Origin of the sequence: Tenacibaculum xiamenense, from assembly GCF_964513065.1 — a bacterium.
GTDB classification, from domain to species: domain Bacteria; phylum Bacteroidota; class Bacteroidia; order Flavobacteriales; family Flavobacteriaceae; genus Polaribacter; species Polaribacter xiamenense.
In genome coordinates this window covers 141,220-164,277 of sequence record NZ_CAZEQU010000039.1, presented here as the reverse complement: position 1 = coordinate 164,277, position 23,058 = coordinate 141,220, and the positions used below count along the sequence as shown (strand labels likewise).

17 protein-coding genes are annotated in these 23,058 nt (G+C 32.0%); 7 read left to right on the top strand and 10 right to left on the bottom strand.

The window, feature by feature from the left end; genetic code table 11:
• The first annotated feature begins 62 nt into the window (after positions 1–62).
• Positions 63–3,047, top strand: coding sequence for a zinc-dependent metalloprotease (locus ACKTTV_RS18435; RefSeq protein WP_408032351.1), 2,985 nt, complete (start codon positions 63–65; stop codon positions 3,045–3,047).
• A 60-nt stretch (positions 3,048–3,107) separates the two neighbouring features.
• On the opposite strand, the gene ACKTTV_RS18430 is transcribed toward ACKTTV_RS18435, so the two are convergent.
• The 4 genes from ACKTTV_RS18430 to ACKTTV_RS18415 form a co-directional block, all read right to left on the bottom strand.
• On the bottom strand, positions 3,108–5,858 hold the full coding sequence (locus ACKTTV_RS18430; protein WP_408032350.1) for a carboxypeptidase regulatory-like domain-containing protein: 2,751 nt from the start codon (positions 5,856–5,858) through the stop codon (positions 3,108–3,110).
• A 106-nt stretch (positions 5,859–5,964) separates the two neighbouring features.
• Positions 5,965–6,846: a GLPGLI family protein gene (locus ACKTTV_RS18425; RefSeq protein ID WP_408032349.1), complete on the bottom strand. Its 882-nt coding sequence runs from the start codon at positions 6,844–6,846 to the stop codon at positions 5,965–5,967.
• 184 nt (positions 6,847–7,030) lie between these two features.
• Positions 7,031–7,867: a GLPGLI family protein gene (locus tag ACKTTV_RS18420; RefSeq protein ID WP_408032348.1), complete on the bottom strand. Its 837-nt coding sequence runs from the start codon at positions 7,865–7,867 to the stop codon at positions 7,031–7,033.
• Positions 7,857–8,243, bottom strand: a complete 387-nt coding sequence (locus ACKTTV_RS18415) for a hypothetical protein (RefSeq protein WP_408032347.1) — start codon at positions 8,241–8,243, stop codon at positions 7,857–7,859. Before ACKTTV_RS18415 ends, ACKTTV_RS18420 begins: the two co-directional genes overlap by 11 nt.
• 124 nt (positions 8,244–8,367) lie before the next feature.
• On the opposite strand from ACKTTV_RS18415, the gene ACKTTV_RS18410 reads away from it, so the two are divergent.
• Genes ACKTTV_RS18410 through ACKTTV_RS18400 form a run of 3 tightly spaced genes read left to right on the top strand, consistent with a single transcriptional unit; the run spans position 8,368 to position 11,317 of the window.
• Positions 8,368–9,975 carry a sensor histidine kinase gene (locus tag ACKTTV_RS18410; protein WP_408032346.1) on the top strand — a complete coding sequence of 536 codons (1,608 nt, stop codon included), beginning with the start codon at positions 8,368–8,370 and terminating at the stop codon, positions 9,973–9,975.
• A complete protein-coding gene (locus ACKTTV_RS18405; protein WP_408032345.1) occupies positions 9,968–10,648 on the top strand; it encodes a response regulator transcription factor in 681 nt (226 codons plus the stop codon). Before ACKTTV_RS18410 ends, ACKTTV_RS18405 begins: the two co-directional genes overlap by 8 nt.
• Positions 10,649–10,702: 54 nt before the next feature.
• Positions 10,703–11,317, top strand: coding sequence for a deoxynucleoside kinase (locus tag ACKTTV_RS18400; protein WP_408032344.1), 615 nt, complete (start codon positions 10,703–10,705; stop codon positions 11,315–11,317).
• A 32-nt stretch (positions 11,318–11,349) separates the two neighbouring features.
• On the opposite strand, the gene ACKTTV_RS18395 is transcribed toward ACKTTV_RS18400, so the two are convergent.
• Complete coding sequence (locus ACKTTV_RS18395) at positions 11,350–12,078, bottom strand: TrmH family RNA methyltransferase (protein WP_408032343.1); 729 nt, start codon at positions 12,076–12,078, stop codon at positions 11,350–11,352.
• A gap of 71 nt (positions 12,079–12,149) precedes the next feature.
• On the opposite strand from ACKTTV_RS18395, the gene tamL reads away from it, so the two are divergent.
• The 3 genes from tamL to accD all read left to right on the top strand — a co-directional run bounded on the left by tamL (position 12,150) and on the right by accD (position 16,741).
• Positions 12,150–14,633 carry a translocation and assembly module lipoprotein TamL gene (tamL, locus tag ACKTTV_RS18390; RefSeq protein WP_408032342.1) on the top strand — a complete coding sequence of 828 codons (2,484 nt, stop codon included), beginning with the start codon at positions 12,150–12,152 and terminating at the stop codon, positions 14,631–14,633.
• A gap of 90 nt (positions 14,634–14,723) precedes the next feature.
• Positions 14,724–15,785, top strand: coding sequence for a class II fructose-bisphosphate aldolase (gene fbaA, locus ACKTTV_RS18385; RefSeq protein WP_408032341.1), 1,062 nt, complete (start codon positions 14,724–14,726; stop codon positions 15,783–15,785).
• A 98-nt stretch (positions 15,786–15,883) separates the two neighbouring features.
• Positions 15,884–16,741, top strand: a complete 858-nt coding sequence (gene accD, locus ACKTTV_RS18380) for an acetyl-CoA carboxylase, carboxyltransferase subunit beta (protein WP_408032340.1) — start codon at positions 15,884–15,886, stop codon at positions 16,739–16,741.
• A 344-nt stretch (positions 16,742–17,085) separates the two neighbouring features.
• Here accD and galE read toward each other — a convergent pair whose 3' ends face one another.
• From galE to ACKTTV_RS18355, 5 genes are read right to left on the bottom strand one after another with little or no spacing between them, the layout of a single operon-like run.
• Entirely contained in the window at positions 17,086–18,114 is a 1,029-nt protein-coding gene (gene galE / locus ACKTTV_RS18375) for a UDP-glucose 4-epimerase GalE (RefSeq protein ID WP_408032339.1), read from the bottom strand.
• 31 nt (positions 18,115–18,145) lie between these two features.
• Positions 18,146–19,159, bottom strand: a complete 1,014-nt coding sequence (locus ACKTTV_RS18370) for a UDP-glucose--hexose-1-phosphate uridylyltransferase (RefSeq protein ID WP_408032338.1) — start codon at positions 19,157–19,159, stop codon at positions 18,146–18,148.
• A gap of 2 nt (positions 19,160–19,161) precedes the next feature.
• Positions 19,162–20,313, bottom strand: coding sequence for a galactokinase (gene galK / locus ACKTTV_RS18365; RefSeq protein WP_408032337.1), 1,152 nt, complete (start codon positions 20,311–20,313; stop codon positions 19,162–19,164).
• Between the two features lie 14 nt (positions 20,314–20,327).
• Complete coding sequence (locus tag ACKTTV_RS18360; RefSeq protein WP_408032336.1) at positions 20,328–21,977, bottom strand: sodium/sugar symporter; 1,650 nt, start codon at positions 21,975–21,977, stop codon at positions 20,328–20,330.
• Positions 21,974–23,050, bottom strand: coding sequence for an aldose epimerase family protein (locus tag ACKTTV_RS18355; protein WP_408032335.1), 1,077 nt, complete (start codon positions 23,048–23,050; stop codon positions 21,974–21,976). Before ACKTTV_RS18355 ends, ACKTTV_RS18360 begins: the two co-directional genes overlap by 4 nt.
• Between the last annotated feature and the right edge of the window lie 8 nt (positions 23,051–23,058).

Here is a 23,058-nt window from a genome sequence, read left to right as displayed (position 1 = left end):
TAACATTAAACCCCCTTTCTGATTGAAAATCTACTTTTAAATCAGATTTTAAACATTTTTAAATGAGGAAAAAATACGTAACACTGTTATTTGTATTAACTTCCATGAGTATGGTTAATGCGCAAAATTACTGGAAAAAATTAGAACAAAAGAAACAATCCCCTAAATCTGAAAAGTACATCCGAAAAGAACCTCCAAAAGAGTTCCAATTATTTTCTCTTGATTTAGATCGTTTTAGGGCTGAGTTGACCACTGTTTCCAGTCGATCCCTTGGAAAAAATATCAGATTACCCAATGCCCAAGGAAAACTAGAATTATATAATTTAAAAGAAACCCCAGTTTTTCAAGAGCAACTGGCTCAAAGGTTTCCTTATATCAAATCTTATACTGCTTCAGGTATTGATAACAAAGGTTCTACTGCTAAAATAACAATGGGTACAGATGGTATACATATCTTGATATCGTATATTGATAAAGAATCATTTTACATTGACCCCTACACAAAAGATAATAAAACCTATATTGGGTATAAAAAAAGTGATATAACACATTCGGAGGATAACTTCGAATGCTTGGTGCATAACAAATACGATGAAACTAAGAATTCAAGAAGCTTCGGTCAATTAAGAAATGCTAATGATGGAAAACTTAGAACTTACAAGATTGCTATTGCTGCCACAGGCGAATATTCGCAATTTCATTTAACAAATCAAAATGTTCCAAATACTGCAACAGATGCTGTAAAAAAAGCCGCAGTCCTTTCCGCGATGAACACAACCATGGCAAGAGTTAATCAAATTTATGAAAGAGATCTTTCTGTAACCATGGTTATTGTTAATAATAATGATCAAATTATTTTCTTAGATCAAGACACTGACAACTTGAACAATGGAAACGCAAGTGATTTAATAGAACAAAGTCAGACTGTATGTGACAATATTATTGGTTCGGCTAACTATGATATTGGTCATGCATTTAGTACAGGTGCGGGGGGATTAGCCTATTTAGGAGTTGTTTGTAACAATTTTAGTAAAGGTAAAGGAGTTACTGGAAGGCCTCAGCCTATAAATGATCCTTATGATATTGACTATGTTGCGCATGAAATTGGGCACCAATTTGGTGCTACTCATACTTTTAATAACTCTTGTCAAGGAAATAGAACTGGTTCTACAGCGGTTGAGCCAGGGAGTGGATCAACAATTATGGCCTATGCTGGGATTTGTACTCCTAACGTGCAAAGTAATAGCGATGCTCATTTTCATTCAGTAAGTATTGCTCAAATGTGGAATGTTGTACTTTCTACAGCAACCTGTGCTGTGCAAACAAATACAAGTAATGCTGCTCCTACTGCCCAGGCGGGAAGTGATGTTTCCATACCTAGATCAACTCCTTTTGTATTGAGAGGAACGGCTACGGATGCCAATGGAGTTTCTGGTCTAACATATAATTGGGAGCAAATTGATAACGAGATAGCAACAATGCCACCTCAAGCAACCAATACTGGAGGTCCTTTATTTAGATCTCTTCCCTCAAAAACATCTCCTAATAGGTATTTTCCCGATATGGCTACAGTAACAGCAGGAAATTCCTCAACCGTATGGGAGGTATTGCCTTCGGTAGCTCGTGAAATGAATTTTTCATTCACTGTAAGGGACAATAACTCTGGTGGAGGCTCAACGGCAAGAGATGATATTAAAGTTTCTGTTGTTAATACAACTCCATTTACTGTAAATAATCAAGCAACTTGGGCTCAAAACACAAGCAGAACAATTTCTTGGACCGTAGGTGAAAGTAATACAGATCCTATAAATTGTCAAAAAGTAAATATTAAACTATCTACAAACGGTGGAGATTCTTTCGATATTGACTTAGCCACTAATACTGATAATGACGGTAATGAAGTTATAACACTTCCAGCTTCAGTACCTGATACGAATGATGCTATTTTGATGATCGAAGCTGCTGATAATATATTTTATAACATAACATCTAAGTTTATCATTAATTCACAACCAGATTTTATTATTTCCAATACATCTGGTGATGCTTCAATTTGTAACTCATCAACATCGCAACATACTTTCGAGTTAAATTATGCAACATCAAATGGTTTTTCGGAAAATGTTAGTTTATCTATAACCCAAAGCCCAACTGGTTCTCAAACGCAGATAACTCCAACTACAATTTCAACAAATGGAGCTTTCCAAGTAGTTGTTTCAAACTTAAATGCCGTTGCAGATGGTAGTCACACTTTTATTCTCAATGCAAAATCGGATTCATTAGAAAAAAATATTAATTTAAAACTTGATGTTACTAGTGACATTTGTGATTCAAACGGGAATTTAACCTATAATACAAGTACAAGGCTCGTACAATTTAACACTATTGATAATGTAACGGCAGGAAAAGATGCCAATGGATATAGTAATTTTAAATCGATTTCAACTGATGTTGACCAAGGATCGACTCATCAATTAACCGTTAATACCAATACAGATGGTGATTGGACCACGGAAACTTTTGCTTGGATTGATTGGAATCAAAATTGTTTATTAGAATCTAATGAAAAATATGATCTAGGAAGAGTTACCAACAGTTCTAACGGAGCAACCAGCAATAGTCCTTTGGCTATTACCATTCCAGCTAACGCTGTTCCAGGCTCAACTACAATGAGAGTATCGACTAAGTTTCTTGGAGATGGAAGTCCGCAGGCTTGTGAAACAAATTTTGATGGTGAAGTAGAAGATTATACTGTTGTTGTAAATGAATCGACTGCTTCTATAAATGACCAAACCTTTAACAAATTCAATTTATTTCCTAACCCTTCAAATGGAAATTTCAGGCTTACATTTGAGTTGAAAAATGAAACAGATGTTTCTCTAGAATTATATGACATTAGAGGTCGACTTATAGAAAAAAAGAATTTTAATGAAACCTCTAGTTTGTTTTCGAAGGACATTACTTTTAATTCTGTAAATACTGGTTTATATATATTACAAATTCAAAATGGAAGTTATAGAACAACTAAGAAACTACTAATAAAATAAATAGAAAATAACATTCAAAAAAAACGGTGAGCAATGCTCACCGTTTTCAATTCAAATAATCTACAAATTATACTTAACACTTAAAACAGCTATTCTTGGCTGAATAAAATAAGTGCTATTACTTACTAAAATATCATTACTACTATTCTGATTAAGTCCTGAAGAATCGAGAATATTGGTTACTCCAAGTTTATATTCCCAGTTACTATCTTTCTTTTGATAAGTTAAATCCGCATCTAAAAAACCATATCTATCAATGGTAGTTCCTTGATTGATCACCTGATTGTAAGTATACTTCGAGGTGAAAGCAAATTCTTTTAAAAAGAAGGCATCAAAATTAAAATATGGACTATGAGTTGTAAAACTGTTTTCAATTCCTCCAATGTTTGAATTATTAATTGCAACATTATAACCTATATCAAAATTTGGGGCTTCTCTAAAATTGGTGCTAAATCTAGATTGATAACTCTGAGAAAAAGTTTTTGCCAAACGATTCCCTACTTCATTTGTAAACCTATTTGTTATTAAACTATTTGACTCACTATAAGTTACATTTCCTCCAAGAGAATACTTAAATTTTCTATGACTCTTCTCAAAACGGAATCTTGCAGTTATTGATTCATCTGGAAATTGCGTATTGATTGAAGTTCTTACTTGATTAACATCAATAAACTGAGTATTTGATTTAATAGCATCAATGCGTTTTGTGTAATTTAAAACTCCAAAAATATTAGTGTAATTAAACATATTGAAACTGAAATAACTCAAGTTTACATTATGCAACAAAGCATTTTCTAACTCTCTATTTCCAGAATATAAACTGTTATAATTATTAAAAACATACCCCTCTGCTAATTGATTTACATCAGTAAAACTAGTTTGCATACTATAATTTAATCGAAGTGTTTCTGATTTTTTTAAACTTACTTTAATTGATGCATCAGGCAAAAATCGTGTAAAACTACTTCGTTCGACTGAGCCCAATTGAATATTCTTGGTTGTATAATTGTGAACAGTGAATCCTTGATTAAATGTAAAAATTCCTGTTATGAACTTATAATGAAATCCAGCGTATAAATCATCAAAAGTAAAATTTACATCATTGATACTATTCACATTGGAAATAGCATTTATATTACCATCTAATATTTCAAAAATATTTGAGTTAAACTGTTGATCACTTAAAGTAGCTCCTGCCGTAAGATTGATGTTGTTCTTTGCGTTTAAAACATAATAATAATCTAATTTCCCGTCGAATTTATTAGTCTTAATTCGTTTTGTCTGATCAACATTGAATGGGTTAGCCGATAAATTTAACCCTATCAAGTTAGCAAAAGACAATCTCTCTAGCTCTGCATTGTAAAAAGGATCTTCGTCTTGCCAAAGGTGCTGACCTTCAAAAGCAAAAATATTCCTTTCATCTAAAGTATAGTAATAATTTAAATTTTGGTTTACCGAAAATGGATTTTGTTGTGTCAATTGATTGATAGGAACAACTTCATCATCAGCATTTAAATACGTTCTGGTTGACAATGTAGTTTGTGTTTGCTTTTGCCCAGATACTTTTGCAAAAACATCATAATCAAATTGATTATCAGAATTTGGTTTATAACTTGAACTTATTTTAAACAACCCTAAATCACTCGTTTGAACTGTATTATCCTCTGTTGTTTCTGTAGCTATAATTTCTTGAGATAACGGAGGCAAATTACCAATATCAATTCCCGCATTAGAATAAATACTATTCGTTATTTCCTCCATTTTTGTTGTGTTACCAGAATAAATGGCAAACCCGCTAATATCCCATGTTTTTTTAGGAGAGTAACTAAAATTGACCGCCCCAAATTGCGCTTCAATATTTTTAGCTCTATTATTTCTAAGTGTTAAAAAAGAAATATCATTAGAAGCTACATTGAAGTTCGTCCCATTACTTTCACCAAAACTTCTAAATCCTCCAGTAAACTTGAAATAATCTCGCATCGTAAAAGCCACTTCTCCGATATTATTTACATCGGTAATAATATTTAAACTATACTTCGGACTGTAATAAAACAGTTTAGGGTGAGCTAAATATCTCTCATCTTCAGTGGCAACGCCTAAACCTGCCGTTACCTCACCGAACCAGAAATTCTTTTTACCTTCCTTTAGTTTTAAGTTAATAACAATATTATCTTCATTATCAGTTACACTACTTAGCTGTCGAACTTCACTATGATTTTTTAACACCTCAACCTTGTCAATGGCATTAGCAGGTATATTTTTTGTAGCAAGTTTACTATCTCCATCAAAAAAATCTTTCCCTTCCACCATAACTTTCTTCACCGTTTTTCCTTCTACTTCTATCTCTCCATCATCATTAACCTCTACGCCTGGTAATTTTTCGAGAACATCTCCTAGCTTTTTCTCAGTACCGCTTTTAAAACTATCGGCATCATACACTATTGTATCTCCTTTAACAGTTACTGGCATTTTATAAGTGATGTTAACCTCATCTAAGGCATCGTCTGCCAATAATTCAATATCTCTTGTAATATTTACTTCTTTTGTCGTTACTTCAATCTGACTTGTTTTTTTCCCTATATAACTCACCTTAACAGAATACGAAGCATTCTTTTTTAAGTTCAATTTATAATTTCCTTGAGCATCTGTAAAACCATAGGAATCTAACTTTTTAGTCAGCTTATTAATTGCAATGACATTGGCCATTTCAAGAGGGGCACCTATGCTATCTTTTACAACTCCTCTCATTGTAATTTGAGCCATAGAAGTCCATGTAGTCATGATAATGACTAGTATTAGTAGTTTCTTCATTATGTTTATTTGTAATTTTACTAGCAGAAGATTATTAGCTTAACTAATATCCCTTACTCAGCTTGTTTCCAATATTTAAAATAGTTTTTTTGAATATAAAGAACGTTTAAAAACGACCACCTCTACCACGGCCTCTTCCTCCCTGACCTCTTCGCCTTTGAAACATTTCTCTCATTTCTTCCATTTTCTTCTTCATAATAGAATTGTATTCTTCTCTAGTTACTTTATCTCCTTTTGTTGGAACATCAATCACTATTTTTTCTTTAGGGTTTAATACTATTTCGGAACATAAAATAGTAGTTCTTCCTTCGTTAATCTCTAAAATCAAACCAGGCAATCCAAAATATCCTCCAGGACCATTACTTACTGGAATTTGAGGAGTATACCAAGCTATAACTTCAACAGTTTTTGGAATTTCAATTTCCTCAGTTACCTTATTTGCTTCTGCTCCCTCCTTTTCTTTTTTATTACCTTTATCTCTACCTTTTCGCCCTCTCCTTCTTCTCATATTTCTCCAATCAAAGGCATCTACTTTTTTGGTCATTATGGCCTTAAAACAAGTATATTTACCTATTTGTTTCGTTTCTGCTCCTAACTCCCATTCCGGTTTTTTAACTGCATCTTCAATTAAAAATCGCTTTCCAAAAAACTCCGTCGACTCCAACATAGTGCTATCTGATAGGTTTTTATATTTTACCCCACCACCAGCGAAGCCTCCAAATCGAAAACCTCTTGTTCCTGGTGCTTCCAATTTTGCATTTTCTTTGTATTGAGATTCATTTGATGTAAACTCTAGCGTGTACGTTTTTTCTAGAAAGTTTTTCATACGTTCTTTGATTTGTTTCTTTCTTTCTTCAGACATATCGCCTCCCCAAGAACTCATATCAACCGTCGTTTTCGATTGATAAATGGCTTTACCTTGTAAGTCTTTTTGAGCCCAAATTGAAGTTGTTAAAAAAACAAATAAGTAGATATAGATATTTTTCATTCCCTTTATGTTATTAATCCCTATTTTAATTCCCAACATATTAGACTCTAAATTTTTACAAACGTTACCCATCCATTTGAAAATAGATTCTTTTTAGCAACACTTAAGCTATCTATTACATTGTTAAAATATTAGACATTGAATAACTGAAAAGGTTTAATCAAAGAACAATAATTAGAACTTACTATCCTTGAATTTCAATACTTATAGATTGACCATCTTTACTACTTCTTCTATTCTTAAAGCGCTCCATCATATCTTTTGTATGCTCTTCAATAATTTTATCATATTTGGCTTGAGTAACTTTTTTCCCTTTTTTAGGTTCTTTAATTTCAATCTTCTTTTCTGGATTTAGAACAATTTCCGTACAGGCTATTGTTAATTTACCATCTTGAACTTCTAAAATTAAACCAGGCAATCCCCAAAACATTTCTGGTCCATTACTAACTGGTATTTCTGTAGTATACCAAGCTACAGTTTCAATAGTTACCTTTTCTTTCTTTTCTTCTTTTTCACCATCTGTCATACTAAATGACGATCTCGTTTCCTCTCTAGTTCTGGTTGCTTTATAACAAGTATATTTACCTATACTCTTTGTTTCTCCTGAAAGTTTCCAACCATAATCTTCTAGTTTATCCTGAATTAGAAAACGTTTACCACTTATTTCCGTTTTATTAGCATAACGCTTATCTTTTGTATTTTTATATAGAACATCGGTTCCTCCACCGCTTCCTAAGATTTGAATCTGCATACCACCTGTATTTACCTGAGGTGATGATAATTGTTCATCTTGTTTGTATGTAGACTCCGATTTATTAAAATTTAAAATGAAGGTTTTTTGAAATTGTTTCATTAGTTGAGCTTGCAATTGTTTTTGCATAGCAGAATTTGGAGCACCTTTACCATTATCTAATTTTAAGTCAAATTTTCTATGAGTTTTATAAACTGCTTTACCTTGAAATTTTTGTCCGTACATTGTTATTGTGCACAACAATAACACCTTTAAAATTTTAGTTTTCATTAATTTGTTTTTTTATGTTATTTGTTATTCTTGAAATTCTTTTTATACCTTTTTTTGACTTCTGAATTATCTTTTCCATATTTTTAGTAGTGTCTTTTACCTTAAAGCTTAGGTTTCCTTTCTTAATATTTTTCCCCTTAGGTAAATTAATTTCAAACTCTAATTCGACAACATCTTCTTCCTTGTTGTTTTGAACAATTTCTTTTAAATCGTTCCAATTAATTGTTTCAAAATCATCTGGAGAAGTCACCGTAAACTTTAAGTAGTTAACTTTACTATTATCAAAATGGATTTCAGCATCATGTTTATTTCCTTCTTGAGCAGCTATTAGCTTTGTTGCTAGGAAAAAGCAAATAATTAAAATAATTCGTAACATTTTCTATTGATTTTATGTATTGACATCACAAAGATGATTTAAGTTTATATTGATTTGAGTTAAGCAATGTTAACTAGTGTTAACCGACTGTGTTTTATAGTTTTTTAGTCAGTATATTTGAAGTATGAATGGCAAAAAATACAATTGGATACTCTATTTAATTTCACTTACTATTGTAACCACAATAGCAGTACAACTGTATTGGAATTATAAAAACTACAAACAAAACAAACAGTATGTTATCAACGAAATTCAAGAAAGTTTCGATAGCTCTATCGAAGAGTATTTTGCTAAATTAACTAAGGAGAGTTTATATACCATTGTTCAACCTCAAAGGAAAAAGAAAAACTACATATCAAATAGTTTTAATCTTGATTCAATTTTAAAATCTGTAATTCCTGAATCTAAACATAAAAATGATAGTTTAACTTTTGAAGTCTCATCATTAAAATTTTCTACGGATAGCTCAAGTGAATTCAAAAAAATGGATTCTGTTTTTTTTGGTTCATTATTAGATGATATTCATTCCAATTCTGAAAAAAAAGAGCGTTTTATAAACTTATCAAAACATCCCAAGAAAAAACATGCAACCTTTAAAGAAGAATCCACTGAAGTGTATTTTGCAGATTCACCTGGAGCCCAAAAAGTTCAAGTATTTTCTGGTAAAAAAGCCAATGATAGTCTAAACTTAATTAAGGGCTTACAAACTATTTTTATTTCTGTAAAAAATGACACGTTAAATCATGCTAAAGTCGATTCTATTTTATCAAAGTCTTTATTAAAGAAAGGTATTAGTTCTTCATTCTATTTACATCATAGTAAAAACGATTCATTGATTTTCGAATCGCAAAAAAAAGAACAGCCTAAATATGAGCTTTACACTGACGCCAAATCAACATACCTTCAACTTGATGAAAGATTGACCTTATTCTATAGCAATCCAACAATAGAAATATTAAAAAGAAGTTCAATAGGAATTGTATTATCTTTTATTCTATCATTGGCTGTCATCGCAAGTTTATTTTACATGTTAAGAGTCATTAATAAACAGAAGGAGCTTGCTGAAATTAAAAACGACCTTATCAGCAATATAACCCACGAATTTAAAACACCAATTACAACCGTTTCTACAGCAATTGAAGCTATTGATAATTTTAACATAATTGACGATAAGGAAAAAACAAAAAAGTATTTATCTATTTCGTCTTTACAGTTGAAAAAATTACATCAAATGGTAGAGAAGCTTTTAGAAACGGCGACTTTAGATAGTGAAAAGCTCTTGTTAAAAAAGGAGAAAATTGATATTGTAGAACTTATTGAGAAAAATGCGAACAAGCACAAGCTTATATCTAGTAACAAAACCATTAAATTTTCTTCAAATACAGATTCTTGTGTTATGACTGTTGATTTATTTCATTTTGAAAATGCCATTTCTAATTTAATCGATAATGCTATAAAATATGGTGGTGATATTATTGAAATTAGCATTAATAAGGTACTTGATTCAGTTGAAATAGCGATTGCTGATAATGGTAAGGGAATTGAAAAAAATCAACAAGAGAAAATTTTCGATAAATTCTACAGAGTTCCAAAAGGAAACACTCACGATGTAAAAGGTTTTGGTATTGGTTTGTATTATACCAAAAAAATTATTGAAAAACATCAAGGTAATATAGAATTATCGTCGAATACCAAACATACCATCTTTAAAATAAACATACCAAATGACTAAAAAAATTAAATTGCTTTTAGCAGAAGATGAACCCAGCTTAGGCTTAATTGTAAAAGAAACTTTAGAAACCAGAAATTTTGAAGTTTGCTACGCTAACGATGGTAATGAAGCTCTTGAATTTTATAAAACTGAAAAGCCTGATATTTTGGTCCTTGATGTAATGATGCCTAAAAAGGATGGCTTTACTCTGGCTCAAGAAATCCGAGAGGATGATAAATCAATACCTATTATTTTTTTAACAGCTAAATCGCAAACGAAAGACGTTCTGGAAGGGTTTAGTTCTGGAGGAAATGATTATTTGAAAAAACCTTTTTCAATGGAAGAACTTATTGTAAGAATTAACGCCTTACTAGATAGAGTTTCTTTAAAAACTAATCATGAACAAATTCATATAGGTAGTTATATATTTAATTACACAAAACAATCGCTTAATTTAAACGAGTCTTCTGTTTTATTAACACATCGAGAAGCCGAGTTATTATTTCATCTTTATCAAAAAAAGAATGAAGTGCTTGACAGAACCTATATTCTGAATAAGCTATGGGGAAATGACGATTTTTTCAATGCAAGAAGTATGGATGTATTTATTTCTAAATTAAGGAAAAAGTTACAAGAAGATGTTAATGTACAGATTGTCAATATTAGAGGTTTTGGATATAAATTGATTTGTTAAACATTTTTATAAATTATTTTTTTACGTAATTTTACGTAACGAAATTTGTAAATTATGCATGTAGCTATTGCCGGTAATATTGGCGCCGGAAAAACAACATTAACAAAATTACTAGCGAAACACTACAATTGGGAACCTCATTTTGAATCTGTTGATGAAAATCCGTATTTAGATGATTTTTATGCTGAAATGGAACGCTGGTCTTTTAATTTACAAGTTTACTTTTTAAACAGTCGTTTCCGACAAATCTTAGAGCTTAGAAAAACTGGCAAAAAGGTTATTCAAGATAGAACCATTTATGAAGATGCTCATATTTTTGCACCAAACTTACATGCTATGGGCTTGATGACAAATAGAGATTATAGTAACTATAGTTCTTTATTTGAGTTAATGGAAAACCTAGTTACGCCACCAGATTTGTTAATCTACCTGCGCGCTGATATTTCTACTTTAGTTGGACAAATCCATAAACGTGGTAGAGAATATGAAAATTCAATTAGTATCGATTATTTAAGTAGATTAAATGAAAGATATGAAGCTTGGATTTCAACCTACAACAAAGGAAAACTATTAATCATTGACGTAGACGATTTAGATTTCGTAGAAAATAGAGAAGATCTTGGTGCTATTATTGACAGGATCGATGCTCAAATAAATGGGTTGTTTTAAAGCTTGTTTTTTAATATCCTAAATTAACTTATTTACCTTCTTTTAAACTCGCTTAACAAAATTGCTGTTGCTGTAGCAACATTTAAGCTTTCGGTTGCTTGTATATTTCCAAATCGAGGAATCGTCAATTGATTTTTAATAATTGAATCTATTTCTTTTGAAATACCGTTTGCCTCATTTCCCATTACCAAAATAGCCTTTTGAGGCAAATCAGAACTGTATACGTTTTCGCCACTCATATCGGCAGTATATTTTGGTAACTTCGAGTTTTCTAAAAATTCCGGCAAATCCGTATAACAAATACTTACCCTTGTTAACGACCCCATTGTTGCTTGTACCACTTTAGAATTATAGCAATCTACTGTATTTTTTGAACAAACTAAATGCTGAACTCCGAACCAGTCGCATAATCGAATAATGGTTCCTAGATTCCCAGGGTCATTAATTCCATCTAAAGCAACTGTAAAATCATTAGTTACCTTCAAATCACTTTCAGGAATTTCAAAAAGAGCAAGTACTTTATTCGGTGTTTTTAAACTGCTTATTTTTTTGAGCTCATTTTCTGAAATTTGAGTTACTGCACCAGCTTCTTCAAATATTAAAGAATCATCTGTGCAAAACACTTGATTTACTATTAAATTAGAAGCTAATAACTCTTTTACCACTTTTATTCCTTCAGCAACAAATAATTTATACTTTTGTCTATACTTTTTTTGTTGTAAACTAGTTATCAGTTTAATATTGTTTTTCGATAAACTCATTAAATAATATTTAACACTTTAACCCTCAAAAAAATAGTATTTTTGATTATTAAATTCTGGACGCAAAGTTAATGAAAAAACTCTCTTTTTATTTATTACTGATTATTACATTAGGAGGTTGCAGTACTATAAAATACGTAAAAGAGAACCAACAACTTTTAGTTAAAAACACTATTTATGTTGATAGTGTAAAAACTTCGAAAGAAGAGTTAAGTGAGTTATTAATTCAACGCCCAAACCAGACAACATTTGGACTTCCTTTGGCTTTATATTTTTATAACTTAGGAAATCCAGAAGGTCCAAAAACACCAGCTACTTGGGGAGTAAAGCATCCTAAAACTTATAATTTTTTTAAAAATGTTTTTTCAGAAAAACAGAGCATTGCTGTGGCCAAATCGGCTATCGGGTTAAATAACTGGTTTTTAAATAGCGGACAAGCTCCTGTGGTAATTAATGATAAGAAAACGAATATTAGCCTTAGAAATTTAAAGACTCATTATCAAAATGAAGGTTATTTTAAAGCAAAAATTAAGGCTACAAAAGATTCAATTTCATTGAAAAAAGGAGGTCTAACCTATTATATTGAAAAAGGACAACCACTCTTTCTTGATACCATTACTAAAGATATTAAATCGCCAGTTTTAGATTCTATATATAAACTAAGTAAAGAAAAAAGCTTCCTTAAATCAAACCAACAATATAAAGATGTGGCTTTTATTAATGAGGCCAATAGACTTACAAAATTGTTTAGAAATAACGGTATTTACCATTTTGACAAAAACGAGAGCATCGATTTTTATGTTGAAGATACTACTTCATATAAAACCAATGTTGAATTGGTTATTGCAGATAGAGTTGTTGAATCTAGTGGAAAGTATATTTCCAAGCCATACAAAGTTCAAACAATAAAAAACATTAATGTCTTTACCGATTACACATACAGCAAAAAGGACAATGCTATAAAAGATACCTCCTCTTATAAAGGAGTTAAGTTTTATGCTTTTGATAAACTGAAATATAATCCTAAGTATTTATCGCAATCATTATTTATTAGACCAAATACTATTTATAGCGACACTCTTCGAACTTTAACTAGAACTCATTTAAGAGGACTTAAAAACTTTAAGTCTACGTCAATTAGGTTTAGAGAATTGAATGATCATGAATTAGAAGCCAATATTTTTCTAACTCCAACAGAGAAATATACTCTTGGTTTCGATACGGAACTATCTAGATCAAACATTCGTAATTTCGATATTTCTGGTAGGTTTTCACTTACAAACAGAAACACATTTAAGGGTGCAGAAATTTTCAAAGTTTCAGCCCATGGAGCCTACTTTAATTCTAATAACGGACCTGGTTGGGAATTAGGTGGAGATATATCTCTAGAAATTCCTCGATTTGTTGCTCCATTCGGCTTGCATAAATTTGTTCCTAAAAGAATGTTTCCTAAAACAAAATTTTATGGAGGTATTAATATTCAAAAGAACATTGGGCTTGATAGACAAAATCTTAATGTTGGAGTTGATTATAAATGGAAATTTGATGCTACAAAAACAATTCAATTGGAGTTGTTGAATGCACAATACATTCGAAATTTAAATGTAAATAACTACTTCACCATTTATAGATCAGAATATTCGAAATTAAAAGAAATTTATACAGAATTTCCTAGTACGGATAATTTACCTGACAATAATGCAAGTAATTATAGCGCAATAAGAGGTAAATTAGAAAATATTATTAATAGTAGTTCATTCGCTGAATCTAATCCTCTTGATTATGTGGTTGCATTGAATATTAGAGAACGTTTAAACATTGTTACTTCCGATTTCTTGATTCCTGAAATAGCTTATAGCTTCACTTACAACAACCAAAAGAATGTTAAAGACCAAGATTTTTCATTTTTTAGAATTCGTGTTGCCAATTCAGGAAATGTTATGGGATTACTTTCGAGTACAACAAATGACAATAATCAAAAAACCTTGTTCAAAATTCCAATTGCTCAATATTTTAAAACAGATATTGAGTATAAAAAATACTGGAGTTTAGGAGGGAATTCTGTTTTAGCTCATAGAACTTTCTTAGGGGCTATTTTTACCTACAATAATTCCGACATTCCATTTTCAAGAAGTTATTTCGCAGGAGGTTCTAATGATATCAGAGCTTGGAGAACTTATGCACTCGGACCAGGAACAAGACCACCAGCTTTAGAGTACAATATTGGAAGCTTAAAATTTATTAGCAGTTTAGAATATCGTTTTGATCTAATTGGATCGCTCAAAGGGGCTCTTTTCGTAGATAGCGGGAATATATGGGACATTACGGGATCAGAATTCATTGATACTGATGCCAAATTTGATAGCTTAAAATCAATTACAGATATTGCCGTAGGTGGTGGTTTCGGTATTAGATATGACTTTAAGTTTCTTATTGCCAGATTAGACTTAGGCTTTAAAATGCATGAACCATATCAATCTCGTGCTGATCGCTGGTTTAGCAATTTCAACTTTAAAAGTTCCGTATTAAACATCGGTATAAACTATCCGTTCTAACAAAAACGTTGTAGTAAAAAAACCACTTTACTTTCTGAAAAAAGTGTAGATTTGTCTATTAATAATTGACATAAACTAAAACACAATACAATGATTAAAGCTGGAGTTGCCACTGGTAAAGAAGTTCAAGAAATTTTCAAATTAGCTAAAGAAAAAAGCTTTGCGTTACCTGCAGTAAACGTTGTAGGTTCAAATACTATAAACGCAGTTTTGGAAACTGCTAAAGAATTAAACTCACCGGTGATTATTCAGTTTTCAAACGGAGGAGCTCAATTTAATGCAGGGAAAGGTCTTTCTAATGAAGATCAAAAATCAGCTATCGCAGGTGCTGTTGCAGGAGCAAAGCACATTCACTTATTAGCTGAAGCTTATGGTGTACCAGTAATATTACACACCGATCATGCTGCTAAAAAATTACTTCCTTGGATTGACGGTTTATTAGAAGCTAGTGAAAAGCATTTTGCTGAAACTGGTAAATCTTTATATAGCTCTCACATGATTGATTTAAGTGAAGAGCCATTAGAAGAAAATATTGAAATTTGTAAAGAATACCTAGCTCGTATGAGTAAAATGGGAATGACTTTGGAAATTGAATTAGGAATCACAGGAGGTGAAGAAGACGGTGTTGATAACAGTGATGTTGATGTTTCAAAACTATACACTCAACCAGAAGAAGTTGCTTACGCTTACGAAGAGTTAATGAAAGTTAGTGATCAATTTACAATTGCTGCTGCATTTGGAAATGTTCACGGCGTATATAAGCCTGGAAACGTTAAATTAACTCCAAAAATCTTAAAAAATTCTCAAGAATATATTTCTGAAAAATACAACGTTCCAAGTAATACAATCGACTTTGTATTCCACGGAGGATCTGGTTCAACATTAGAAGAAATTCGTGAATCTATTGGTTATGGTGTAATTAAAATGAACATCGATACCGATTTACAATATGCTTTTACTGAGGGAATTCGCGATTATATGGCTGAAAAAACTGATTACCTACAGTCGCAAATCGGAAACCCTGATGGAGAGGATGTGCCTAACAAAAAATACTACGATCCAAGAAAGTGGGTACGTGAAGGAGAACTTACTTTTAAAGCTCGATTAAAGAAAGCTTTTGAGGATTTAAACAACGTAAATACTTTATCATAATATTTTTTTTAGATATTTGCATCAGAAAAGTGCGTGACAAACTTAACTTTTGTTAAACTTGTCAAATACTATTAACAAATAACTAAAGACTAATTATTATGGCTTGGTTTAAACGTAAAGACAAAGGAATACATACTCCAACTGAAGAAAAAAAAGACACTCCTAAAGGGTTATGGTATAAAACCCCTAGTGGAAAAATAATAGATACTGACGAACTAAAGAAAAACTTATATGTAAGCCCAGAAGATGGTTACCATGTACGTATAGGTAGTAAAGAGTACTTTGAGTTGTTTTTTGACGACAATAAGTTTACTGAATTAGACGCTAAGTTATCAGCTAAAGACCCTTTAAAGTTTGAGGATACGGTTAAGTACCCAGATAGATTAAAGGCTGCTCAGAAGAAAACAGGATTAAAAGATGCTGTTAGAACTGCTGTAGGTAAATCTTTAGGAAGAGATTTAGTAGTTGCTGCAATGGATTTCTCTTTTATTGGAGGATCTATGGGAAGTGTTGTTGGAGAAAAAATTGCAAGAGCAATTGATTATTCAATCAAACATAACATTCCTTTCCTAATGATTTCAAAATCTGGTGGAGCCAGAATGATGGAAGCTTCTTTATCATTAATGCAGTTAGTAAAGACCTCAGCTAAACTTGCTCAGTTAGCAGATGCAAAAGTACCTTATATTTCATTATGTACTGATCCGACTACGGGTGGAACAACAGCATCATTCGCCATGTTAGGTGATATCAACATTGCTGAACCAAATGCATTAATTGGTTTTGCTGGACCTCGTGTAGTAAAAGACACTACAGGGAAAGATCTTCCTGAAGGGTTCCAACGTTCTGAGTTTTTATTAGAACACGGTTTTTTAGATGCTATCTACGAAAGAAAGAATTTAAAGAAACAAATTAACCTCTACATTGATTTAATTCAAAATCAACCAGTAAGAGCATAAAACAAAAGCCAGCTTTCGCTGGCTTTCTTTTTTCCCCTAAAAAATTAAATCGTTACCCGTATCTTCACAAAGTAACGGCGAAAAGTTAGTGATTTTTTCTTAATCTTACTAAAATTAGCCCATTTTTAATTATTCTTTAATGTTTTGCTTTTCAAAACTTTAGCAAGTCTAGCATTCCTAATTCTCATTATTTAGCGCAAAATATTATGTTTTATTTAGTTAGCGTTTTATTTATTTTTCAATAATTCACTAAAGAGCTAAATATTTTTTAAATAATTAAAAGTGAAATCACTCTCATAATTTTTTCAAAACAATATGGTTAATTCTTAACAATTAACTTTTTTCTAAATACATCGGTAAGATTTCTCCCAATTCCAAGAAGTCTCAATCATGTCTTTTAAACTTAGTTGAGCCTCCCAATCTAGATTATTTTTTGCTTTTTCTGAAGAAGCATACAAAGCTTGCACATCTCCTTTCCGCCTATGAGTAATTTTATAATTTATTTTTTTATTCGTAACCATTTCAAAAGTATTTATTACATCCATCACCGTAACCCCCTTTCCTGTTCCTAAATTATATACCTCATAGTTATCCTCCATATTATCTAATATCATTCTTTCAAGAGCTTTCACATGGGCTTTTGCCAAATCAACTACATGAATATAATCTCTAATAGGTGTTCCATCTTTTGTATTATAATCATCTCCAAAAACCTGTAATTCTTTTAAAACTCCTGCCGCACATTGTGTTACATAAGGAAGTAAGTTATTGGGCACTCCGTTGGGTAATTCACCTATAAGTCCAGATTCGTGAGCCCCTATTGGATTAAAATATCTTAAGGAAATAGTTTTAAAATTTGAAAACGCTTTGTTAAAATCCTCTAAGATTTCCTCTGCTATTTTTTTGCCATTCCCATATGGTGAAAAGGCTCTTTTTGTTTGAAATTTCTCAGTTATAGGCAGTATATCTGGGTTTCCGTATACAGTAGCCGAAGAAGAAAATATAAAGTTTTTTATTTCATATTTTTTTTGTGCTTCTATAGAGTTAATAAGAGTATATAAATTGTTTTTGTAATACATTATTGGTTTCTCTACGGATTCTCCTACCGCCTTAAATGCCGCAAAATTAATAATTGAATGAGCATCAGAATGCTTCTTATAAACCATATCAGCTTCAATCGGATTAGATAAGTCCACCTTTTCAAAAATGGGTTTTACTCCTGTTATTTGATAAATCCTATCAATAATAAACTCTTTAGAATTAGACAAATCATCAAAAATAACCACCTCGAATTCATTATTAATCAATTCAACAGTTGTATGAGATCCAATATATCCGCATCCTCCTGTAACAATAACTTTGCCTCTACTCATAAATATCTCTTTTTTTACTTTTTTCGTTTATTCAAATTAAAGCTTTTAATCTATCAACCGCCTGCTCTGGCGTAATATCTCTTTGTGGACTTCCAAACATTTCATATCCTACCATAAATTTTTTTACCGAAGCACTTCTCAATAAAGGCGGATAAAAACTCATATGAAAATGCCAATGTGTATAATCTTCTCTATTTGTTGGTGCCTGATGTATTCCAGCTGAATAAGGAAATGAAGTTTCAAATACGTTATCATAAGCACGAGTAATCTTAGAAATAGCATCAGCAAACAAAAATTCTTGTCCTCGATTCAACAAATCAATACTTTGAAAGTGCTCTTTAGGAGCAATCATAGTTTCATAAGGCCATATAGCCCAAAACGGAACAAATACTAAAAATGCATCATTCTCATATACTATTCTTTCTCCAATACGGACCTCTTGGTTCATATAATCAAGTAATAAAGATCTCTTCATAGATTGAAAATATTCTTTCTGTGATGCATCTTTTTTCAGTACTTCATTTGGTAGCGTAGATTGACTCCATATTTGACCATGTGGGTGTGGATTACTACATCCCATCACCGCTCCCTTATTTTCAAAGATTTGAACATAGTTAATAAACTCTTTTGCCCCTAGCTCTTGGTATTCTTTCTTCCAAGCCTTAACTACATATGAAATTTCATCTGGGCTCATTTCAGCCAAACTCTTAGAATGATCGGGACTAAAACAAATTACCTTGCAAATTCCCTTTTCCGTTTCGGCTCTCAACAAACCATCGTTCAAAGTAGCATCTTCAACATTCTCTTGTAAAGCCGCGAAATCATTATTAAAAATAAAAACTTGCTCATACTTCGGGTTTACTTCCCCATTAGCTCTTGTATTACCAGCACACAAATAGCAATTCGGATCATGTTTAGATCTTTTCTCTTTTACAACCTCCTCTTCTTGCCCCTGCCAAGGTCTTTTTGATCTATGAGGAGACACTAAAACCCACTCTCTCGTGAGTATATTATATCTCTTATGTGAATATTCTTGAAAATTCATAGTTAATTATTAATAACGTGAGTTCCTTCCGAAAGCTCTACCGAAATAGGAGTACATTCGAACCCAAATTTTTCCTGAAAAGAACTAGATGTTAGTTCTATAAACTGCTGTACAAACTCTTTTTCAACCAAATTAATGGTACAACCTCCAAATCCACCTCCCATCATTCTGGACCCTACAACTCTTTTTGAATTTCTCGCAAAATCAACTAAAAAATCTAGCTCTTCACAACTCACTTTATATTGTTTCGATAACCCATTATGAGTTTCGTATAGAAGAAGCCCTAGCTTTTTAATGTCCTTCTCTTCTAGAGCTTTGGCTGCTAAAGTGGTTCTTTCAATTTCTTCAATAACATAAAGAACCATTTTGTACTCTTCCTGTGAAAACTCTTCTCGTCGCTGCCATAATTCTTTTTTAGTAAGATCTCTTAAACTTTCTATTTGAAACATCTTCGCCGTTTCTTCACACAGAGCTCGACGTTTGTTATAGGTACTTTCAGAAAGGTTATGCTGAACATTAGAATTAATAAGAACCAATTCATAATCTTCAAGCTCTATAGAATAGGTCTCATATTCTAGCGTCCGACAATCTAATAACAAGAAATGATTCTTTTCGCCATACATACTTGCAAACTGATCCATAATTCCACATTTAACCCCAACATAATCATGCTCTGCCTTTTGCGATATTAAAATCATTTCCTTTTTAGTTAATTGTAAGCCAAACAACTCGTTTAACCCAAAAACTATAGCATTTTCTAAAGCCGCCGAAGAAGACAGCCCCGCCCCCGCTGGAACATTTCCACTAAAGGCTACATTAATATTATCTAATCTTTTCCCTTTCTTTTGTAATTCTTTAATTACTCCTATTAAATAATTACGCCATCCACCTCCATCAATTACATGAATTTTATCAATTTCAAATTGAAATGACTCTTCAAAATCACTAGCTATTACAGTGGATTTATTTCCATTTGCTTTTTGAATTGCAAGCGCTATCCCCTTATCTATTGCTGCAGGAAATACAAAACCATCATTATAATCGACATGCTCTCCTATTAAGTTTATTCTTCCTGAAGAAAACACCATTAAAGGCTCTTGAGAAAACTCAGATACAAAATTGTTTTTTATTTTATTGATTAAAGCTTGTTCCATTTTTATCGATTTAATTACCAGAATAAAGCATATAGTGCGGTTAATATTAACATGATGGCAAAGGCTCCAATATTGAAAATTGGGGAGGTTTTAAATAGTTCCTTTGTTATTTCTATTCCTTTTTTATCATTCTTTCCTTTATGTTGTATATAACTTACGAAAACAATAACTAGCATTGTTAACAAAAGCGTGTAACCCATTTGATCCATAAATGGAATATCAATAAAAACTTTCGAATTTGACCATCCTTTTGGAGCAACTTTAAAATACATTGCAATTGGAATTGAAGCAATAACCCCAATAATTGCCGATTTATTCGTTGCTTTTTTCCAAAATAGTCCAAGTAAAAAGACAGCCAAAATTCCTGGGCTTACCACTCCAGTATATTCTTGAATAAATTGAAATGCCTGATCTAAACTACCTAACAAGGGCGCCATTATACAGGCAATAACTAGAGCTACAGCCGCAGAAATTCGTCCTGTATTTACAGTTTGCTTATCAGTTGCATTTTTGTTAATATACTCCTTGTAGATATCCATCGTAAATATTGTAGATGTAGAATTTAGCATTGAAGCCAAAGAACTTACAATTGCGGCTGTAAGCGCGGCAAAAGCTACCCCTTTTAAACCAACAGGCAAAAACTGTAACAACCAAGGATAAGTTTTATCAGCTGATTGTAATGAAGGAATATTTTGATGTGCAAAATCTCCTAGGTTTTTCATAATCTCTGGATCATTAATCATTACAAATGCAGCTATTCCAGGAATCACTACAATTAACGGAATTAGTAACTTCAAAAAAGCTGCAAACAAAATACCCTTTTGCGCTTCTTTAAGAGATTTAGCCGCTAAAGTTCTTTGAATAATGTATTGATTAAAACCCCAATAATATAAATTGGCTACCCACATACCTCCAACAAGGACCGCGATACCTGGTAGGTTATTATATTCTGGGTTCGATTTATCCAAAATCATTTCAAACCTTTCGGGTACTGCATTATAAACTGCTTTTAATCCTGAAAGAAATCCATCTCCTGCCGAAACATAGTCTAAAGCTAAATAGGTAGTTACTAAACCTCCAAACACCAAAAACACAACTTGAATCACATCTGTCCAAGCTACCGCAGACAAGCCTCCATACAAAGAATAAGCAGCTGCAAAGACAGAAAGCCCTATCACTCCATAAATAAGAGGCACTCCCATAATTGTTTCTAAAGCCAAAGCCCCCAAATAAAGTACTGAGGCCAGATTTACAAAAACATATAAAGCTATCCAAAAAACAGCTAAGATTGTTTTTAGGTTTGAAGAAAATCGTTTTTCCACAAACTCTGGGATTGTATAAATATTCTTTTCAATAAATATAGGTAAGAAGTATTTTCCTACAATGATTAAAGTAAGTGCCGCCATCCATTCATAAGATGCTATCGCTAAACCTGAGGCAAAGCCTGAACCTGACATACCTATAAATTGTTCGGCCGAAATATTTGCAGCAATAAGTGAAGCCCCAATAGCCCACCAAGGAAGTGATTTACTAGCTAAAAAGTAATCTTCTGCATTTTTTTGCTCTCCTTTTTTATCTCTAGATACCCAGAGTCCAATACCCAAAATTATGATAGCGTAAGCGATAAAAATAACATAATCTAAAAATTGAAAACCTGTATTCATTTTTTTAATGGTTTTAATTGATTATTAACTAAAAATTGATAGACTGTTGTAGAAGTGTACTTTTTATTTGCTTTTAACACTGGGCTTGGAAATTCCTTTTCATTTGGTGCGTTCGGAAACTGCTGTGTTTCTAAACACAAACCTGCATATTTATGATAGGGTTTATTAGATTTTCCAAATAAGGTGCCATCCAAAAAATTCCCAGTATACAGTTGAACTCCTGGTTCGGTTGTATAAACTTTCATTATTCTTCCACTAGCTGTATCTTCAACCTTTGCGGCATAATTAAGTTCGTCATTAAGTGTTTTTTTTAAAACATAACAATGATCAATTCCGTTAGCCAAAGAAATTTGTGAAAATTTAGATACTAAAGAATCATTTAATTCTCTTGAGTTCCTCAAATCCAATGGTAAATTCTCTACTCGTTGAATTTTATTTGGAATATAATGTTCATCAATAGAGAGGTAATAATTGGCATTTATTGTCACCAAATGATCTTCGATTGTTCCATTTCCTTCTCCTTTTAAATTGAAATAAGAATGATTGGTTAAACTTATAATCGTATCTTCAGTAGCTATTGCCTCATAGGTAATAATAAACTCGTTATTTTCTGTTAGTTCATACAATACCTCAACAGTGGTGTTTCCAGGATAACCTGTTTTACTTTCTTCAAATATGTATTGAAACTTCAACTTACTATCAGATACAACCTTCGCTTCCCAGACGACATTATGATATCCATGAAGACCACCATGCAAATGATTTTCTTTTTCATTTTGATCCAATTGAATTAACTTTCCATTTAGATTAAACCTTCCATTTTTAATTCTGTTCGCGTATTGTCCAATAATGCACCCAAAATATTGTCCCGATTCTGTTAAATAATCTTCCATTCCGTTAAATCCAAGCACAACATTATCAAAATCCCCGTTTCTATCTGGCACACTTAAAGCTAGTATGCGCAAGCCATAATTTGTGATCTTTACAGAAACATTGTTTTTATTTTTTAATGCAAAAAACGCTATTCCTTCTAGTTCTTCACAAACAGCCCCCTTGCTTGTCATATTATTCATCCCCTATA

Coding starts and splice junctions, on each gene's coding strand:
- ACKTTV_RS18415 (WP_408032347.1), bottom strand. CDS start 8,243: ATGTTACGAATTATTTTAATTATTTGCTTTTTCCTAGCAACAAAGCTA.
- ACKTTV_RS18430 (WP_408032350.1), bottom strand. CDS start 5,858: ATGAAGAAACTACTAATACTAGTCATTATCATGACTACATGGACTTCT.
- ACKTTV_RS18370 (WP_408032338.1), bottom strand. CDS start 19,159: ATGAATTTTCAAGAATATTCACATAAGAGATATAATATACTCACGAGA.
- ACKTTV_RS18360 (WP_408032336.1), bottom strand. CDS start 21,977: ATGAATACAGGTTTTCAATTTTTAGATTATGTTATTTTTATCGCTTAC.
- galK (WP_408032337.1), bottom strand. CDS start 20,313: ATGGAACAAGCTTTAATCAATAAAATAAAAAACAATTTTGTATCTGAG.
- ACKTTV_RS18420 (WP_408032348.1), bottom strand. CDS start 7,867: ATGAAAACTAAAATTTTAAAGGTGTTATTGTTGTGCACAATAACAATG.
- fbaA (WP_408032341.1), top strand. CDS start 14,724: ATGATTAAAGCTGGAGTTGCCACTGGTAAAGAAGTTCAAGAAATTTTC.
- ACKTTV_RS18425 (WP_408032349.1), bottom strand. CDS start 6,846: ATGAAAAATATCTATATCTACTTATTTGTTTTTTTAACAACTTCAATT.
- tamL (WP_408032342.1), top strand. CDS start 12,150: ATGAAAAAACTCTCTTTTTATTTATTACTGATTATTACATTAGGAGGT.
- ACKTTV_RS18410 (WP_408032346.1), top strand. CDS start 8,368: ATGAATGGCAAAAAATACAATTGGATACTCTATTTAATTTCACTTACT.
- ACKTTV_RS18400 (WP_408032344.1), top strand. CDS start 10,703: ATGCATGTAGCTATTGCCGGTAATATTGGCGCCGGAAAAACAACATTA.
- ACKTTV_RS18355 (WP_408032335.1), bottom strand. CDS start 23,050: ATGAATAATATGACAAGCAAGGGGGCTGTTTGTGAAGAACTAGAAGGA.
- ACKTTV_RS18435 (WP_408032351.1), top strand. CDS start 63: ATGAGGAAAAAATACGTAACACTGTTATTTGTATTAACTTCCATGAGT.
- ACKTTV_RS18405 (WP_408032345.1), top strand. CDS start 9,968: ATGACTAAAAAAATTAAATTGCTTTTAGCAGAAGATGAACCCAGCTTA.
- ACKTTV_RS18395 (WP_408032343.1), bottom strand. CDS start 12,078: ATGAGTTTATCGAAAAACAATATTAAACTGATAACTAGTTTACAACAA.
- galE (WP_408032339.1), bottom strand. CDS start 18,114: ATGAGTAGAGGCAAAGTTATTGTTACAGGAGGATGCGGATATATTGGA.
- accD (WP_408032340.1), top strand. CDS start 15,884: ATGGCTTGGTTTAAACGTAAAGACAAAGGAATACATACTCCAACTGAA.